The organism is Paraburkholderia tropica, from assembly GCF_014171495.1.
GTDB classification, from domain to species: domain Bacteria; phylum Pseudomonadota; class Gammaproteobacteria; order Burkholderiales; family Burkholderiaceae; genus Paraburkholderia; species Paraburkholderia tropica.
On record NZ_CP049134.1, the window covers coordinates 1,200,827 to 1,216,402 of the forward strand.

The following is a 15,576-nucleotide window of genomic DNA, read 5'->3' on the forward strand; positions in this document are numbered from 1 at the left end:
CAGCGCGGCTCGTTTTTTTCAATTTTTAGAGGAAACGTAACATCGCTACGGATAAGTCGCATCGCATCAACGGTGAAATCTCTGCACCCGAGGTGCGTCTCGTCGGAGTCGACAACGAGCCGCTCGGCATCGTAAAGCTGGCCGAAGCGTTCCGTATGTCGGAACAACAGGACGTCGATCTGGTTGAAATTGCCCCGCAGGCCGTGCCCCCCGTGTGCCGCCTGATGGACTACGGCAAGTTCAAATACCAGGAGGCGAAAAAGCAACACGAGGCCAAGCTCAAGCAGAAGGTTATCCAGGTCAAGGAAGTCAAATTCCGTCCGGGTACCGATGACGGCGATTACAACGTCAAGCTGCGCAATCTCGTCCGCTTCCTCGAAGACGGCGACAAGACGAAGATCACGTTGCGTTTCCGCGGCCGCGAAATGGCCCACCAGGAAATCGGCATGCGCGTGCTCGAGCGTCTGCGCACGGACCTCGAAGAAGTTGGCCAGGTCGAGCAGATGCCTAAGATGGAGGGGCGCCAGATGATCATGGTGCTCTCGCCGAAGAAGAAGAAGTAAGGTGTTGTCGCGTGTCGGTCGTGTTACGGCAGGGCGCGGCGGCCCGAAGAGTTTGGTAGGACGTGCAGTGCGCCAAGTGGCGTGAAGCACGGGAAGCAGGTTCCGGAATGGCGCCCGCGCGCCGCGCGAAAGTGCGGTAAACGGGCGTTTTTCCTGAAAGCGGCGGCGAGCTTGTTTGTTGAAAGCCGGCCAGCTGCCAAAACAAGTGGAGTGGGTTTCGAAGGGCGGTATAAGGGCGAAACGCGAGGTGTTCGAAATATTCGAAGCGCGCGTGGGAGCCAGCCGCACACCCATGTCCATCAAATAAATGGAGTTTTTCATGCCCAAGATGAAGACCAAGAAGAGCGCCGCAAAGCGCTTCGTGGTTCGTCCGGGTGGTACCGTCAAGCGCGGTCAAGCCTTCAAGCGTCACATCCTGACCAAGAAGACCACCAAGAACAAGCGTCATCTGCGTGGTGCAACGGCCGTTCATGATTCCGATCTGAAGTCCGTGCGCGCAATGCTGCCGTTCGCGTAATCCTCAACCGACAACTCAAAGGAGCTACTCATGCCTCGAGTCAAACGTGGGGTTACCGCACGGGCCCGCCACAAGAAGATCATCAACCTGGCCAAGGGTTACCGCGGCCGTCGCAATAACGTCTATCGCATCGCCAAGCAGGCGGTCATGCGCGCAGGCCAGTACGCCTATCGCGATCGCCGCAACAAGAAGCGTGTGTTCCGCGCACTGTGGATCACGCGTATCAATGCAGCGGTGCGTCAACACGACATGACCTACAGCGTGTTCATCAACGGCCTGAAGAAGGCTTCGATCGAACTCGACCGTAAGGTCCTGGCTGACATGGCTGTGTTCGACAAGGCTGCATTTGCTGCGATCGTCAAGCAGGTGAAGGCCGCCGTCGCTGCCTAAGTCGGGTATTGCGCAGGTTCGTTGCAGCAGCGTCCGGTCGTTTCGGTGATGCTGCAACAAAAACGGGGCTCCTCACCGAGCCCCGTTTTTGTTGGTGAAGCGCTTCCTGCGCGCTTCAAGTGCTGTGCTTTACGTGCTGTTCAAGTGCCGGGTACGGCGCCGCTTCTGGCAGTGTCGTCATGTCGTCGTTCGCGTGGGTCATCATGGCGGACGGCAACGTGCCACGCTGCTCCAAGTCTCAAACACTGACGCTGAAAAGATGGGATCAATGGATCTGGACCAGATTGTCGCCGACGCGCAACGCGCCTTCGCTTCCGCCCCGACGTCAACACGCTTGAAAACGAAAAGGCTCGCTTTCTCGGCAAGTCGGGCGCGCTGACCGAACTGCTCAAGGGCCTCGGCAAGCTCGACCCGGAAACGCGCAAGACCGAGGGCGCGCGCATCAACGCCGTCAAGCAGCAGGTCGAGGCGGCGCTCAACGCCCGCCGCCAGGCGCTCGCCGACGCGCTGCTCAACCAGCGTCTCGCCGCCGAGGCGATCGACGTCACGCTGCCGGGCCGCGGCGCCGGCACGGGCAGCCTGCATCCGGTCATGCAGACGTGGGAACGCGTCGAGCAGATCTTCGGCTCGATCGGCTTCGATGTGGCCGACGGTCCCGAGATCGAGACCGACTGGTACAACTTCACGTCGCTCAACAGCCCGGAAAACCATCCGGCGCGTTCGATGCAGGACACGTTCTACGTGGACGGCAAGGACGCCGATGGCCGTCAACTACTGCTGCGCACGCACACGAGCCCGATGCAGGTGCGCTACGCGCGCACGCACACGCCGCCGATCAAGGTGATCGTGCCGGGCCGCACGTATCGCGTGGACAGCGACGCCACGCACTCGCCGATGTTCAACCAGGTCGAAGGCCTGTGGATCGAAGAGAACATCAGCTTCGCGGACCTGAAGGGCGTCTACAGCGACTTCCTCAAGAAGTTCTTCGAGCGTGACGACATTCAGGTGCGTTTCCGCCCGTCGTACTTCCCGTTCACCGAGCCGTCGGCGGAAATCGACATGATGTTCGAGCACGGCAAGAACGCGGGCAAGTGGCTCGAAATTTCCGGCTCGGGCCAGGTGCATCCGACCGTGATCCGCAACATGGGTCTCGACCCGGAGCGCTACATCGGCTTCGCGTTCGGCAGCGGCCTCGAACGCCTGACGATGCTGCGTTACGGCGTGCAGGATCTGCGTCTGTTCTTCGAAGGCGATCTGCGCTTCCTGCGCCAGTTCGCCTGAGTACGCGCAAGCACGCAGAAGCACGCATTAGCAGCGCGCGAAGCGGACGCGGCACCGCAAAAGGTGCGCGAGAACCCGCTTCGCAGTGGTCACAATCTGTCTGGAACGTAAAACCCCATGCTATTTCCCGAATCCTGGCTGAGAAGCTTTGTCGATCCGAAGCTCACGACCGATGAACTCGCCCACGCGCTCACGATGGCGGGCCTCGAAGTCGAAGGCCTGAGCCCGGCCGCGCCGCCCACCACGAAGATCGTCGTGGGTCGCGTGCTCGAAGTCGTGAAGCACCCGGACGCGGACAAGCTCAACGTCTGTCAGGTCGACGCCGGCACCGGCGCGACGCTGCAGATCGTCTGTGGCGCGCCCAACGTGGCGCCCGGCATCAAGGTGCCCGTGGCGCTCGTCGGCGCGGAACTGCCGCCCGCCGAAGAAGGCGGCAAGCCGTTCGCGATCAAGCTCTCGAAGCTGCGCGGCGTGGAAAGCCAGGGCATGTTGTGCTCGGCGCGCGAGCTCAAGCTCTCGGAAGACCACAGCGGCCTGATGATCCTGCCGGAAGCCACGCCGGTCGGCCAGGACATCCGCGAAGCGCTCAATCTCGACGACATCATCTTCGAAATCAAGCTCACGCCGAACAAGGCCGATTGCCTCTCGGTGTACGGCGTCGCGCGCGAAACCGCCGCGATTACCGGCGCGCCGCTGCAAGCGCCCGTGTATCCGAAGGTCGAAGTCAAACTCAACGAAACGCTGCCCGTGAAGATCTCGGCGCCCGATCTGTGCGGCCGCTTCTCGGGCCGCGTGATTCGCGGCGTGAATGCGCGCGCGCAGACGCCCGCATGGATGGTCGCGCGCCTCGAACGCTCGGGTCAGCGCAGCATCTCGGCGCTCGTCGACATCTCGAACTACGTGATGCTCGAACTCGGCCGCCCGTCGCACGTGTTCGATCTCGAGAAGATCCACGGCTCGATGGACGTGCGCTGGGGCAAGAAGGGCGAGTCGCTCAAGCTGCTCAACGGCAACACGGTCGAAGTCGATGAAACCGTGGGCGTGATCGCCGACGAACGCGAGATCGAAAGCCTCGCGGGCATCATGGGCGGCGACAGCACGGCGGTCACGCTCGACACGAAAAACATCTATCTGGAAGCCGCTTTCTGGTGGCCGGATGCCATTCGTGGCCGCTCGCGCCGCTACAACTTCTCGACCGATGCGGGCCATCGTTTCGAGCGCGGCGTGGACTGGTCGACGACCGTCGAACACATCGAACGCATCACGCAACTGATCCTCGACATCTGCGGCGGCGAAGCCGGTCCGGTCGACGATCAAACCGTGAACGTGCCGCAGCGCGCGGCCGTGACGATGCGCGTCGCGCGCGCGAACCGCATCATCGGCGTGAAGATTGGCGCCGACGAAATCGCACAGATCTTCACGCGTCTGGGCCTCACGTTCGAGCGCAGCGTCGACGCCGCAGGCGACGAATCGTTCAGCGTCACGCCGCCGCCGTACCGTTTCGACATCGAGATCGAAGAAGATCTGATCGAAGAAGTCGCGCGTATCTACGGCGTCGAAAAGATTCCTGCGCTGCCGCCGGTGGCGCGCAGCGAAATGCGCGCGACCCACGAAACGCGCCGTTCGATTCACGCGATCCGTCACGCGCTCGCCGCGCGCGATTACGCGGAAACGATCAACTTCAGCTTCGTCGATGCCGAGTGGGAACTCGATTTCGCCGGTAACGACAAGCCCGTGAAGCTGCTGAACCCGATCGCGAGCCAGCTCTCGGTCATGCGCACGACGCTGTTCGGCAGCCTCATCAACGTGCTGCGCCACAACCTCAACCGTCGCGCGGATCGCGTGCGCGTGTTCGAGGCGGGCCGCGTGTTCCTGAGCGATGCGTCGATCAAGGCCAGCGAAATGACGGTCGAAGGTTTCGCGCAACCGAAGATGATCGGCGCGCTCGCGTATGGTCCGGCGCTCGAAGAGCAGTGGGGCGCGCAAACGCGCGGCGTTGACTTCTTCGACATGAAGGGCGATCTCGAAGCGCTGTTCGCGGGCCTCGGCGCCACGAAAACGCCGCGTTTCGTGAAGGCCGAGCATCCGGCGCTGCATCCGGGACGCAGCGCGCGCGTGGAAGTCGATGGTCGCGCCGTGGGCTGGATCGGCGAGCTGCATCCGCGCTGGATGCAGAAGTACGATCTGCCGCACGCACCGATCCTCTTCGAAGTGGAAGCCGACGCGCTGATGGCGCGCGAGCTGCCCGCACCGACCGAAGTCTCGAAGTTCCCGCCGGTGCGACGCGATATCGCACTTGTTGTGGATCAAAAGATTGAGATGCAAGCACTGCTGGACGAGTTCCGCAAGGGCATGCAGGACGAGCCCGCACGGATTGTGCAGAGGGTTGCGCTGTTCGATGAATTTCGTGCAAAATCAAATACTTCCGGACTTGGCGCGGACGAGAAAAGCCTTGCCTTCCGGGTGACCCTGCAAGATACTGGCGGAACTCTTCAGGACGAGACGGTCGACGCGGCCATCAAGTCCCTGGTGGATCGCCTGGCTCGAGTGTTTGGCGCCCGGTTGCGCGGATAAGCTCCACGGCTCATCACGTACCGACAATCGCTTCCGGTCTGCAGTGTCATCGCAACCGGAAGCGCGCCATTTCAAAGATAGATGAACGAAATGAACTCGAGTGATTTCGAAGCCCTTCTTGCGGCACAGCGTAGCGCCATGATTCGCGACATTCCTGCCTCGTCGGCAAGCGCCACGAACGACACGCCCACGCTGACCAAGGCCGAACTCGCAGAGCTGCTGTTCGACAACGTCGGACTCAACAAGCGCGAAGCGAAGGACATGGTCGAAGCGTTCTTCGAAGTGATTCGCGACGCGCTCGAAGGCGGCGACAGCGTGAAGCTCTCGGGCTTCGGCAATTTCCAGCTGCGCGACAAGCCGCAGCGTCCTGGCCGCAACCCGAAAACGGGCGAGGCGATTCCTATCGCGGCACGCCGCGTCGTCACGTTCCACGCGAGCCAGAAGCTCAAGGCGCTGGTCGAGAGCGGCGCTGAGGCAAGCTTCCCGCGTTAAGCGAGATCAACGCATGCGCGGGTCATCCCGCGCGCGCCCGCACGGGTGGCACAGCGGCGGGCGTGACTGGATACTACGGACCCTGGCGGCGACGCCAATTTGCGCAACCACCACGACGGCAACCCGGCGATGACATCGACAATCGAAAAGGTCGTCTTGCCTCCGATTCCCGCCAAGCGCTACTTCACGATCGGCGAAGTGAGCGAGCTCTGCGGCGTGAAGCCCCATGTGCTGCGATATTGGGAGCAGGAGTTCACGCAGTTGAAGCCGGTGAAGCGGCGCGGTAATCGCCGCTACTACCAGCATCACGAGGTCTTGCTGATCCGCCGCATTCGCGAATTGCTCTACGAACAGGGCTTCACGATCAACGGTGCGCGCAATCGTCTCGATTCGCATGGCGCCGCGAGCGGCGAACCCGAAGCCAATGACGCGCCGGTGAGCGAAGGCAATATGGCGAGCGTCGATGTCGATCAGTTGCGCAAGGCCTTGCTGCATGTGCTCGATGTGCTTGGTCGATGAAGGGATGTGAATGGACCTGAACGGCGGTGAGTTTTCCCGCAGCGTCTTTTCCGACGAATTGCACGACAGACAGTTCTAATTGGGAAAAGGGTCTGTTATACTCTCTAGCTCTCGGGGCGTAGCGCAGCCTGGTAGCGTACCTGCATGGGGTGCAGGTGGTCGGAGGTTCAAATCCTCTCGCCCCGACCAGGAAGTTGAAAAAGGACTTACGGTGAAAACCGTAGGTCCTTTTTCTTTTGGCGCGCGGTTTTCGCGATGAAGATGTGCGCAAATGATGTGAGCAAGTGATGTGCGCAAGAATCGGCTGTTAATTTTTCTCACATATCGGTGAGAATGATTCGCTATGAGGGACCTGTCCGGACCCTTACGATTAGCGCATCGCGCGCGACGCCTGGTCGCAGCGCAACCGCACATCATCGACCTCGCCGCCTCCATGAATCCGATCGAACTCGCCCAGCTCGTCTTTCTCGCCGCATTGTGGGGCGGCTCGTTTCTCTTTATCCGCGTCGGCGTGACGGATCTCGGCGTGGCGCCGCTGATGGCGCTGCGCGTGGGGATCGGCGCGCTGTTTCTGCTGCTCGTGCTGTTCTCGCGACGCTCGCCGCGCGAGGCGCTCGGCGCGCTGCGCGAGCGAGCCTGGCCGCTGCTTGTGGTCGGCTTCTTCAATTCGGCGGCGCCGTTCTGCCTGTTCGCATGGGCCGAGCTGACGCTCTCCGCAGGTGTGACTTCGGTGATCAACGCGACCACGCCGCTGTTTGGCGCGATCGTCGCGTACTTCTGGCTGAAGGATCGTTTGAGCGGTTTGCGCGTGGCCGGACTCGTGATCGGTTTCCTCGGCGTGCTCGCGCTGGTCTGGGACCAGATCGTCACGCATGCGGGCGATGGCGCGAGCACGACGTCGACGCTGCTCGCGGCGGGTGCGGCGCTGACCGCGTCGGCGCTCTACGGCGTGGCGGCGAGCTATACGAAGCGCCACCTCACGGGCGTCGATCCGCTCACGGTGGCGGCCGGCACGATGACGGCCGCCACGCTCATCCTCACGCCGTTCGCGATTGCCACCTGGCCGCATGCGGCCGTGTCGATGCACGCGTGGGGCGCGACGCTCGGCCTCGGCGTCGCCTGCACGGGCCTCGCGTATCTGCTGTTCTTCCGTTTGATCGCGGCGATCGGTCCGGCGCGCACGATCACCGTCACGTTCGTGATTCCGGTGTTCGGCATTCTGTGGGGCGCGCTGTTTCTCGGCGAGCACGTGTCGATCGGCATGGTCGAGGCGTGCGTGGCGATTCTCTGCGGCACCGCGCTCGCCACCGGATTCATCAAGCGTCTGCCCGGCATGGGCGCGCGCGAGCATCGCGCCAGCGCGAAGCACTAGCCACCAGCCGCTCGCGCACGCCCAGGTTTCTCCGTTCTCGATGATCGTTGCGTTCGCAACTATCATCGTTCTTCTGCTGGATCGTTCCGCGGCACCCGCCGCGACGATCCGCGTTTCACATCTCCACGCTCATCCCGTCAAGCCGTTCGCTGAATGCGAGGCCGTCCCGGTCGACCTGCGCGCACCGCTTGCAGGCGCCATGAATATCGCTGAAAGCATTCAGTCAGCGTGTGCATGATTGCGCGCGCTCGCTGTGAGCACGATCATAAATTCGCGACTAAACTGGCGACACTGCGCAGAAAGTTCATTTGCAAACGACCGAACTTGCGCGCAGCGATGGGCTCAAGCCAGTTCACAGGGCGACGACGTTCGCATCCTCGCGCGGGGATCGGGCAGACGTCAGCGCCGGAAGTCAGCGGTTCAGGGAGAGCGGGCCGGATATGGCCGCGTCGTGAAGTGTCGTTCCTTGTCGGGGATGTTCATGACAGCAAGAAAATCGGTGCGGGCGGGCCGCCTGCTCAGGGGCCTATGCGCCGCGCTACTCGCTGCCGGCGCAGCCAGTGCGCATGCCGACCAGTTCGGCATTCAGATCGGCCCGGGCGTGGCGGATCACGATGTCAAGAAGCTCGACTTCGGGCTCGTCTGGGACCCCGGCTTGCAGTGGTGGCACATCGCGGGCTTTCACTTCACGGTGGTCGGCGAGTTTCACGCGGCCTACTGGCACCTGAGCGAGACCGCGGCCACGCAGCCGACCATCTGGGAATTCGGCGTGACGCCGGTTTTCCGCATCATCAAGGACACCGGCTGGATCCGTCCGTACTTCGAGGCGGGCGTGGGCGTGCGCATGCTCACGCACGTCGAGCTGACGCCGGACCGCACGCTGTCGTCGGCCTTCCAGTTCGCGGATATGCTCGGCGTCGGCGCACAGTTCGGCGCGCACCAGAACTACCAGGCGGGCGTGCGCTTCCAGCACATCTCGAACGCCGATATCAAGACGCCGAATCCCGGACTCAACTTCACCTGGGTCTACGTGCAGTACAACTTCTGAACGCTGTTCCGCTTTCCCGCCTTGCCTCGCGCATGCCGCTGCGGCGCGCCACTGCGCCGCGCCGGCGGCGCTTTCACGCCACTACCCGTTACACTATGGTCCATGATGCAGTGCACCACGCGCGCTGCATTGCCGGTTTTTTCCATAGCGATGCGCCGGCGTCGCGGACAAGGAGTGAGGAGCAGGCATGGCAATCGAAACGGTAGGGATTGTGGGAGCGGGCACCATGGGCAACGGCATCGCGCAGGCGGTGGCCGTGGCCGGACTCAAGGCGCTGATGATCGACGTGAACGACGCGGCGCTCGCCAAAGGCGTGGCCACGCTCACGCACAGCCTCGAGCGGCTCGTCTCGAAGGGCAAGCTGGACGCGGGCGGGCGCGACGCCGCGCTCAAGCGCATCGAAACCTCCACCGACTATCAGCGCCTCGCGAGCGCCGACCTCGTGATCGAGGCGGCCACCGAGAACGCCGAGCTCAAGACGCGCATCCTCAAGCAGATCGAGAGCGCCGCGCGCGCCGACGCGGTCATCGCCTCGAATACCTCGTCGATTTCGATCACCGCGCTGGCGACCACGCTCGCCGACCCGTCGCGCTTCATCGGCATGCACTTCTTCAATCCCGTGCCGATGATGCCGCTCGTCGAAGTGATCCGCGGTCTGCAGACGAGCCCGGCCGTGGCCGAGTCGGTGCGCGAGCTGGCGCAGCGTCTGGGCAAGACGCCCATCGGCGTGAAGAACGCGCCGGGCTTCGTGGTCAACCGCATTCTCGTGCCGATGATCAACGAGGCGTTCTTCGTGCTCGCCGAAGGCATCGCGAGCGCCGAGGAAATCGACGCGGGCATGAAGCTGGGCGCGAATCATCCGATCGGGCCGCTCGCGCTCGCGGACCTGATCGGCCTCGACGTCTGTCTTTCGGTGATGGACGTGTTCCTCAAGGACTTCGGCGACTCGAAGTATCGCGCCTGTCCGCTGCTGCGCGAGATGGTGGCGGCGGGGCAACTGGGCCGCAAGACGGGCCGCGGCGTGTACAGCTACGACAAGGTTTCGTGAGCGCCCTTCTTGCTGCTTGAGCCAAACGGTGCATCGCGATTCGTCACGATGCACCGCAGCGTTGTGTCTCGTGCGCGCGTCAGGCGCGCACGCGCACACCGTACTGCGTGATCTGGCGATACGTGTCGCCGGGACGCAGCACCGTTGCTTCAGCCAGCGGCGCTTCCATGTTGATCTGATTCGGGAAGCCGCCCGCTTCGAGGCACAGCCCCGCATGGCGCACGCACGGCGCGCCGTGACGGCCGGGCTGGCCTTCCAGATAATTCCCCGTGTAGCACTGCAGGCCGCGCTGATCGGTTGCGACCGTCATTTCACGTCCGCTGGCCGGCTCGTAGACGCTCGCCACCCGGCGCACCGCGTTCGCGGGGTGCTCGCGCAGCACATAGCAATGATCGAAGCCGCGTGCGCGCGCCAGTTGCGCGTCGGGCCAGTCGAGCCGCGCGCCGAGCGGCGCGCCCTGGCGAAAGTCGAAGGCGGTGCCCGAGACGTCGGCGACGCCGGTCGGAATCATCTGCGGATCGACTTCGAGCACACTGTCCGCGTCGATCGTGAGGATATGGCCGCGCACGTCCGCGCCCGCTTCGCCGCTCAGATTGAAGTAGCCGTGGCTCGTGAGATTGAGCGGCGTGGGGGCGTCCGTCACGCCTTCGTATTCGATCGTCAGCGTGCCTTCGTCGTCGAGCGCGTAGCGCACCTGCACGCTCACGTTGCCCGGAAAGCCGCCGTCGCCTTCGGGCGAGTCGAGCCGCATCAGCAGCGCGCCGCGATCCTCTTCGACTTCCCACAACTGGCGATGAAAACCGTTCGCGCCGCCGTGCAGCAGGTTGCCGTTTTCGTTGCGGTCGAGCGCGTAGTCGATGCCGTCGAGCGTGAAGCGCGCGCCCGCGATGCGGTTCGCCCAGCGCCCGACCAGCGCGCCCATATAGGTGCTCGCGGCCTCGTAGTCGGCGGGCGTGTCGTGGCCGAGCAGGATTTCGCCGAGCCGGCCGGCGCGGTCGGGCGCGAGCCAGGAGACGAGCGTCGCGCCGAAGTCGCTGATCGTCACTTTCATGCCCTGGGCGTTGCGCAGCGTGTAGAGCCGGCAGACGTCGCCGCCGGGCAGCGTGCCCCAGGATTCCGGATTCAGTTGGACGAGACTGTTCATGTGACGAAGTGGTGGTGGTCGAGGCGGGCGGGCCGCAATCAGCCCGCGGAATGCGTTGAAGGAGCGGCCGCCGACGCCGTGACGGCAACGGTCGGCGTCACGCTGTCCTGATACTCGCGCGGCGTGCAGCCGAGCTCGCGCCGGAACACCGCGTACATATATTGCAGCGAAGTGAAGCCGCAGCGGATCGCCACTTCGGCGCTCGCTGCGTCGCGGCTCGCGAGCAGGGCTTTCGCGGCGTCGAGCTTGTGGCGCAGGATTTCCTGGTGGACGGTGCAGTGCAGTTCGCGCCGGAAATACTCTTCGAGCGACGAGCGCGACACGCCCACGTAATCGGCGACCTGTTCGGTCTTGATGCCCTGGCACGCGTACTGGCGGATGAAGTGGCGCGCGCGCATGACGTGCGGGCTCGACAGCGGCTCATGGCGCGTCGATTCGAGCACGTTGATGCCGACGGGCGGCACCAGAATGCGCCGCCCCGGAAAGCGCGCGCCGCCCAGCATCTGATGCAGCATGTGCGCGGCAGTCTTGCCCATTTCCTCGGTGCCCTGAATCACGGACGACAGCGGAATGCGCGTGAGCGTGCGCGTGAGCGGATCGTTGTCGATGCCGATGATCGCCACCTGCTCGGGCACCGCGATGCCATGCATCAGGCACGCCTGCAGCAACTGACGCGCGCGCGCGTCGGTCACGGCGATCACGCCGACCGGTTTGGGCAGCGCATCGAGCCAGACGCCCAGTTGTTCGGAAGCCTGATTCCACGACGGCGCGCTGGTCGCGAGACCGCGATAGACCGGCGCATCGACGCCTTCGTCGCGGGCGAGCGCCTGAAACGCGAGTTCGCGCTCCTGCGCCCAGCGGTTTTCCTGCGCGACGGGCAGGCTGTACATCGCCAGATGCGGCAGCCCGGCGCCGATCAGATGCGTCCACGCGAGCGAGACGAGCTTGCGGTTGTCGGTGGCGATATACGGCAGGTCGGCGGGATACTGCGCGGCGTCCTCGAACGACGAGCCCACGGCCACGACCGGCAGCGGGCAGCCTTGCAGCGCCTCGGCGACGGCCGGATCGTCGAAGTCGGCGATGATGCCGTCGCCCTCGAAACGCTCGATGCCCGTGAGGCGGCAGCGGAAATCTTCCTCGAGAAACAGATCCCACGCCACACGCGTCGAGCGCAGGTAATGGCCGATGCCCGCGATGATCTCGCGGTCGTACACCTTGTTCGCGTTGAAGAGCAGCGCGATCCGATGCGATGTCTGGGAAGCGGGGGCGCGGTTCATGGCGTGTCGCGGGCGTCTGCAAACCGGCGGTTCGCAGGCGCGGCTGTCTCCGTGTCGGGCGCGGCGCACGATGCGCGCGGCGCGGGCTGTTTTAAGTGTCCGGTTATTTTAGGCTCACTGCGGCGCGTGTGCGCGTACGCCGCGCTGCGCTGGCAGGAAACGTTACGCGGCTCGCGCAATTTCGCAATTGCCCGCCTTCGCGCCTCGCGGGCAGTATGGCGTCACATTGCAAGGCGCGTGCCGTTGCGCCGCAACATAACCGGAGACGCCATGTCGTATTTCGAAGCCATTCCCGCGATTCGTTACGAAGGTCCGCAATCGGATAATCCGCTTGCCTATCACCATTACGACCGCACGAAGAAGGTGCTCGGCAAGACGCTCGAAGAGCATTTGCGCATTGCCGCGTGTTACTGGCATTCGTTCGTGTGGCCGGGCGTCGATATCTTCGGGCAGGGCACGTTCAAACGTCCGTGGCAGCAACCGGGCGATGCAATGGAACGCGCGCATCAGAAAGCCGACGCCGCGTTCGAATTCTTCACGAAGCTCGGCGTGCCGTTCTACACCTTCCACGACACCGACGTGTCGCCCGAAGGCAAGGACCTGAAGGACTACACCGAAAACTTCGCGCGCATGGTCGATTACCTCGGCGCGAAGCAGCAGTCGAGCGGCATGAAGCTGTTGTGGGGCACGGCGAATCTGTTTTCGCATCCGCGCTATGCGGGCGGCGCGGCAACGAGCCCGAATCCGGAAGTGTTCGCTTATGCGGCGACGCAGGTGTGCCACGCGCTCGACGCCACGCACAAGCTCGGCGGCGAAAACTATGTGTTGTGGGGCGGTCGCGAAGGTTACGACACATTGCTGAACACCGATCTCGCACGTGAGCGCGAACAGTTCGCGCGCTTTCTTTCGATGGTGGTGGAGCACAAGGAGCGGATCGGCTTCAAGGGCGCGCTGCTGATCGAGCCGAAACCGCAGGAACCGACCAAGCATCAATACGATTACGACGTCGCGACCGTGCATGGCTTCCTCACACAGTACGGACTCCAGAATGAAATTCGCGTGAACATCGAGGCCAATCACGCGACGCTCGCGGGCCATTCGTTCCATCACGAAATCGCGATGGCCTACGCGCTCGGTATCTTCGGCAGCGTGGACGCCAATCGCGGCGATCCGCAAAACGGCTGGGACACCGACCAGTTTCCGAACAGCGTGGAAGAGCTGACGCTGGCGTTCTACGAGATTCTGCGCCACGGCGGCTTTACGACCGGCGGCATGAATTTCGACGCGAAGGTGCGCCGCCAGAGCAGCGATCCGGAAGATATGTTCTACGGTCACGTCGGCGCCATCGACGTGCTCGCGCTCGCACTCGAACGCGCCGCTGTGCTGGTCGAGAACGAACGCCTCGAACAGTTCAAGCGTCAGCGCTACGCGGGCTGGGACACGGAATTCGGCCGGAAGATTCTCGCGGGCGGCTTCTCGCTGTCGTCGCTGGCGGCCGACGCGGCGGCGCACGGCGTCAATCCGCATCATGCGAGCGGTCATCAGGAGCGCCTCGAAAACGTCGTCAATCAGGCGATTTACGGCCTGCGCTGAGCGCCCACGCGATTCGCGAAGGCGGTACAGCAAGCGGACGCGCGCCTGCGGGCGCGCGCCGCCAGAATAAAGGATGGAGACAATGTTCATCGGTATCGACCTCGGCACCTCGGGCGTCAAGGCCGTGTTGCTCGATCGTGCGGGCGACGTGCTCGGCACGGCGAGCGCGCCGCTCACGGCAAGCCGTCCGCAGCCGCGCTGGTCCGAGCAGGCGCCGCAGGACTGGTGGCAGGCCACGCGCGCCGCGCTGGGCACGTTGCTCGACGAAGTGCGCCGCAACGGCATCGACACGGATCGCATCGAAGCGCTCGGCCTCACGGGTCAGATGCATGGCGCGACGCTGCTCGACGCCAATGGCGAGGTGCTGCGTCCCGCGATTCTCTGGAACGACGGCCGCTCGGATGCCGAATGTCGCGAACTCGAACGCGCGGTGCCCGAGCTGCATGCGCTGGCGGGCAATCTGGCCATGCCGGGTTTCACAGCGCCCAAGCTGCTTTGGGTGCGCAGGCACGAGCCGGAGATCTTCGCGCGCATCGCGCACGTGTTGCTGCCGAAGGACTATTTGCGCTGGCTGCTGACGGGCGTGTTCGCGACCGATCCGTCCGACGCGGCGGGCACGCTCTGGCTCGACGTCGCGAAGCGCGACTATAGCGACACGCTCCTGTCCGCGTGCGGACTCACGCGCGCGCAGATGCCCCAGGTGGTCGAAGGCAATCAGGTGACGGGCAGGCTGCGTCCCGAGATTGCACAAGCCTTCGGTTTGCGCGAACTACCCGTGGTGGCGGGCGGCGGCGATAACGCGGCGGGCGCGGTCGGCGTGGGTATCGTGCGTCCCGGCGACGCGATGCTCTCGCTCGGCACCTCGGGCGTGTATTTCGCGGTCTCGGACGGCTTTCTCGCCAATCCCGATTCCGCCGTGCATAGCTTCTGCCACGCGCTGCCGCGCACCTGGCATCTGATGTCGGTGATGCTGAACGCGGCGAGCTGCCTCGACTTCACCGCGCAACTCACGCACTACGACAACGTGGCGGCAATGCTCGCCGACGCCGGGCAACACACGAACGCTGATCTCGACGCGCGCCGTCCGTGGTTTCTGCCGTATCTGAGCGGCGAACGCACGCCGCACAACAACGTCAACGCGAAGGGTGTGTTCTACGGCATGACGCCGCAAACGTCGCGCGCCGATCTCGCGAACGCGACGCTCGAAGGCGTGGGCTTCGCGCTGCTCGACGGCATGGATGCGCTGCACGCGGCGGGGCTCGTGCCCGAGACGATCACGGTGATCGGCGGCGGTTCGCGCAGCGCGTACTGGACGCAGATGCTCGCCGATATCAGCGGTCGCGCGCTCACCTTGCGTGCGGGCGGCGAAGTCGGTCCGGCATTGGGCGCGGCGCGGCTCGCGCATCTCGCACTCGAACCTGGCGCGGCGCTCGAAACGGTGTGTCCGCAACCACCCGTGCTCGCCGTGCGCGAGCCCGACGCCGCGCGTCATGCGTGGTATCGCGAGGCGCGTCGTCCGACGTTTCGCGCGCTCTACGCGGCGCTCGAACCGGTTTTCGCCACCGGCGCGTGAGACGCACCGGCGACGAAGCGTCCGCGCGGCCGACATAGCCGCGCGGTTTTCAGCAAGCAAGACCCGCAGTTGCAACGCCGGCAGTCACGTCGTATTTCGCGCAAGCATCGTGCGCGAGCACTTCATCATCAACTACAACGCCATGACGCGCCGTCGCCGCGCAGTGCGCAGCCGGCGCTCGTCAT

General features: G+C 64.2%; 13 protein-coding genes, 1 tRNA gene and 1 pseudogene. 13 read left to right on the forward strand and 2 right to left on the reverse strand.

Going from position 1 to position 15,576, the window contains the following annotated elements; all coding sequences use genetic code 11:
* Nucleotides 1–41: 41 nt before the first annotated feature.
* The 11 genes and pseudogenes from infC (at nucleotide 42) to G5S35_RS05475 (ending at nucleotide 9,804) form a co-directional block, all read left to right on the forward strand.
* Nucleotides 42–563 carry a translation initiation factor IF-3 gene (gene infC, locus G5S35_RS05425; RefSeq protein ID WP_074987823.1) on the forward strand — a complete coding sequence of 174 codons (522 nt, stop codon included), beginning with the start codon at nucleotides 42–44 and terminating at the stop codon, nucleotides 561–563.
* Nucleotides 564–882: 319 nt separating this feature from the next.
* Nucleotides 883–1,080, forward strand: coding sequence for a 50S ribosomal protein L35 (gene rpmI, locus G5S35_RS05430; protein ID WP_027793434.1), 198 nt, complete (start codon nucleotides 883–885; stop codon nucleotides 1,078–1,080).
* A gap of 30 nt (nucleotides 1,081–1,110) precedes the next feature.
* Nucleotides 1,111–1,470: a 50S ribosomal protein L20 gene (rplT, locus tag G5S35_RS05435; RefSeq protein WP_004192938.1), complete on the forward strand. Its 360-nt coding sequence runs from the start codon at nucleotides 1,111–1,113 to the stop codon at nucleotides 1,468–1,470.
* Nucleotides 1,471–1,738: 268 nt separating this feature from the next.
* Nucleotides 1,739–2,751: pseudogene (gene pheS, locus G5S35_RS05440) on the forward strand (phenylalanine--tRNA ligase subunit alpha).
* A 117-nt stretch (nucleotides 2,752–2,868) separates the two neighbouring features.
* On the forward strand, nucleotides 2,869–5,325 hold the full coding sequence (pheT, locus tag G5S35_RS05445; RefSeq protein WP_183038712.1) for a phenylalanine--tRNA ligase subunit beta: 2,457 nt from the start codon (nucleotides 2,869–2,871) through the stop codon (nucleotides 5,323–5,325).
* A gap of 81 nt (nucleotides 5,326–5,406) precedes the next feature.
* Nucleotides 5,407–5,817 carry an integration host factor subunit alpha gene (locus G5S35_RS05450; protein ID WP_065060340.1) on the forward strand — a complete coding sequence of 137 codons (411 nt, stop codon included), beginning with the start codon at nucleotides 5,407–5,409 and terminating at the stop codon, nucleotides 5,815–5,817.
* Between the two features lie 129 nt (nucleotides 5,818–5,946).
* Nucleotides 5,947–6,336, forward strand: coding sequence for a MerR family transcriptional regulator (locus tag G5S35_RS05455; protein WP_065060339.1), 390 nt, complete (start codon nucleotides 5,947–5,949; stop codon nucleotides 6,334–6,336).
* 112 nt (nucleotides 6,337–6,448) lie between these two features.
* Nucleotides 6,449–6,525 (forward strand) — tRNA-Pro (locus G5S35_RS05460).
* 244 nt (nucleotides 6,526–6,769) lie between these two features.
* Entirely contained in the window at nucleotides 6,770–7,708 is a 939-nt protein-coding gene (locus tag G5S35_RS05465; protein WP_065060338.1) for a DMT family transporter, read from the forward strand.
* A gap of 481 nt (nucleotides 7,709–8,189) precedes the next feature.
* Entirely contained in the window at nucleotides 8,190–8,756 is a 567-nt protein-coding gene (locus tag G5S35_RS05470) for an acyloxyacyl hydrolase (RefSeq protein WP_074984566.1), read from the forward strand.
* 187 nt (nucleotides 8,757–8,943) lie between these two features.
* Entirely contained in the window at nucleotides 8,944–9,804 is an 861-nt protein-coding gene (locus G5S35_RS05475; protein ID WP_176079145.1) for a 3-hydroxybutyryl-CoA dehydrogenase, read from the forward strand.
* Between the two features lie 79 nt (nucleotides 9,805–9,883).
* On the opposite strand, the gene G5S35_RS05480 is transcribed toward G5S35_RS05475, so the two are convergent.
* Nucleotides 9,884–10,948, reverse strand: coding sequence for an aldose epimerase family protein (locus tag G5S35_RS05480; protein WP_074984368.1), 1,065 nt, complete (start codon nucleotides 10,946–10,948; stop codon nucleotides 9,884–9,886).
* A gap of 38 nt (nucleotides 10,949–10,986) precedes the next feature.
* Nucleotides 10,987–12,225, reverse strand: coding sequence for a XylR family transcriptional regulator (locus G5S35_RS05485; RefSeq protein WP_074984369.1), 1,239 nt, complete (start codon nucleotides 12,223–12,225; stop codon nucleotides 10,987–10,989).
* A gap of 270 nt (nucleotides 12,226–12,495) precedes the next feature.
* Here G5S35_RS05485 and xylA point away from each other — a divergent pair, with 270 nt between their 5' ends.
* On the forward strand, nucleotides 12,496–13,818 hold the full coding sequence (gene xylA / locus G5S35_RS05490; RefSeq protein ID WP_176079146.1) for a xylose isomerase: 1,323 nt from the start codon (nucleotides 12,496–12,498) through the stop codon (nucleotides 13,816–13,818).
* An 82-nt stretch (nucleotides 13,819–13,900) separates the two neighbouring features.
* The gene (gene xylB, locus G5S35_RS05495) at nucleotides 13,901–15,391 is read left to right on the forward strand and encodes a xylulokinase (RefSeq protein WP_183038713.1); all 1,491 of its coding nucleotides are present in this window, start codon (nucleotides 13,901–13,903) and stop codon (nucleotides 15,389–15,391) included.
* The last annotated feature ends 185 nt before the right edge of the window (nucleotides 15,392–15,576 follow it).

Bases quoted from the DNA above. Each gene is read 5' to 3' on its own strand.
- rpmI (WP_027793434.1), top strand. From the start codon at position 883: ATGCCCAAGATGAAGACCAAGAAGAGCGCCGCAAAGCGCTTCGTGGTT.
- rplT (WP_004192938.1), top strand. From the start codon at position 1,111: ATGCCTCGAGTCAAACGTGGGGTTACCGCACGGGCCCGCCACAAGAAG.
- pheT (WP_183038712.1), top strand. From the start codon at position 2,869: ATGCTATTTCCCGAATCCTGGCTGAGAAGCTTTGTCGATCCGAAGCTC.
- G5S35_RS05450 (WP_065060340.1), top strand. From the start codon at position 5,407: ATGAACGAAATGAACTCGAGTGATTTCGAAGCCCTTCTTGCGGCACAG.
- G5S35_RS05455 (WP_065060339.1), top strand. From the start codon at position 5,947: ATGACATCGACAATCGAAAAGGTCGTCTTGCCTCCGATTCCCGCCAAG.
- G5S35_RS05465 (WP_065060338.1), top strand. From the start codon at position 6,770: ATGAATCCGATCGAACTCGCCCAGCTCGTCTTTCTCGCCGCATTGTGG.
- G5S35_RS05470 (WP_074984566.1), top strand. From the start codon at position 8,190: ATGACAGCAAGAAAATCGGTGCGGGCGGGCCGCCTGCTCAGGGGCCTA.
- G5S35_RS05475 (WP_176079145.1), top strand. From the start codon at position 8,944: ATGGCAATCGAAACGGTAGGGATTGTGGGAGCGGGCACCATGGGCAAC.
- G5S35_RS05480 (WP_074984368.1), bottom strand. From the start codon at position 10,948: ATGAACAGTCTCGTCCAACTGAATCCGGAATCCTGGGGCACGCTGCCC.
- G5S35_RS05485 (WP_074984369.1), bottom strand. From the start codon at position 12,225: ATGAACCGCGCCCCCGCTTCCCAGACATCGCATCGGATCGCGCTGCTC.
- xylA (WP_176079146.1), top strand. From the start codon at position 12,496: ATGTCGTATTTCGAAGCCATTCCCGCGATTCGTTACGAAGGTCCGCAA.
- xylB (WP_183038713.1), top strand. From the start codon at position 13,901: ATGTTCATCGGTATCGACCTCGGCACCTCGGGCGTCAAGGCCGTGTTG.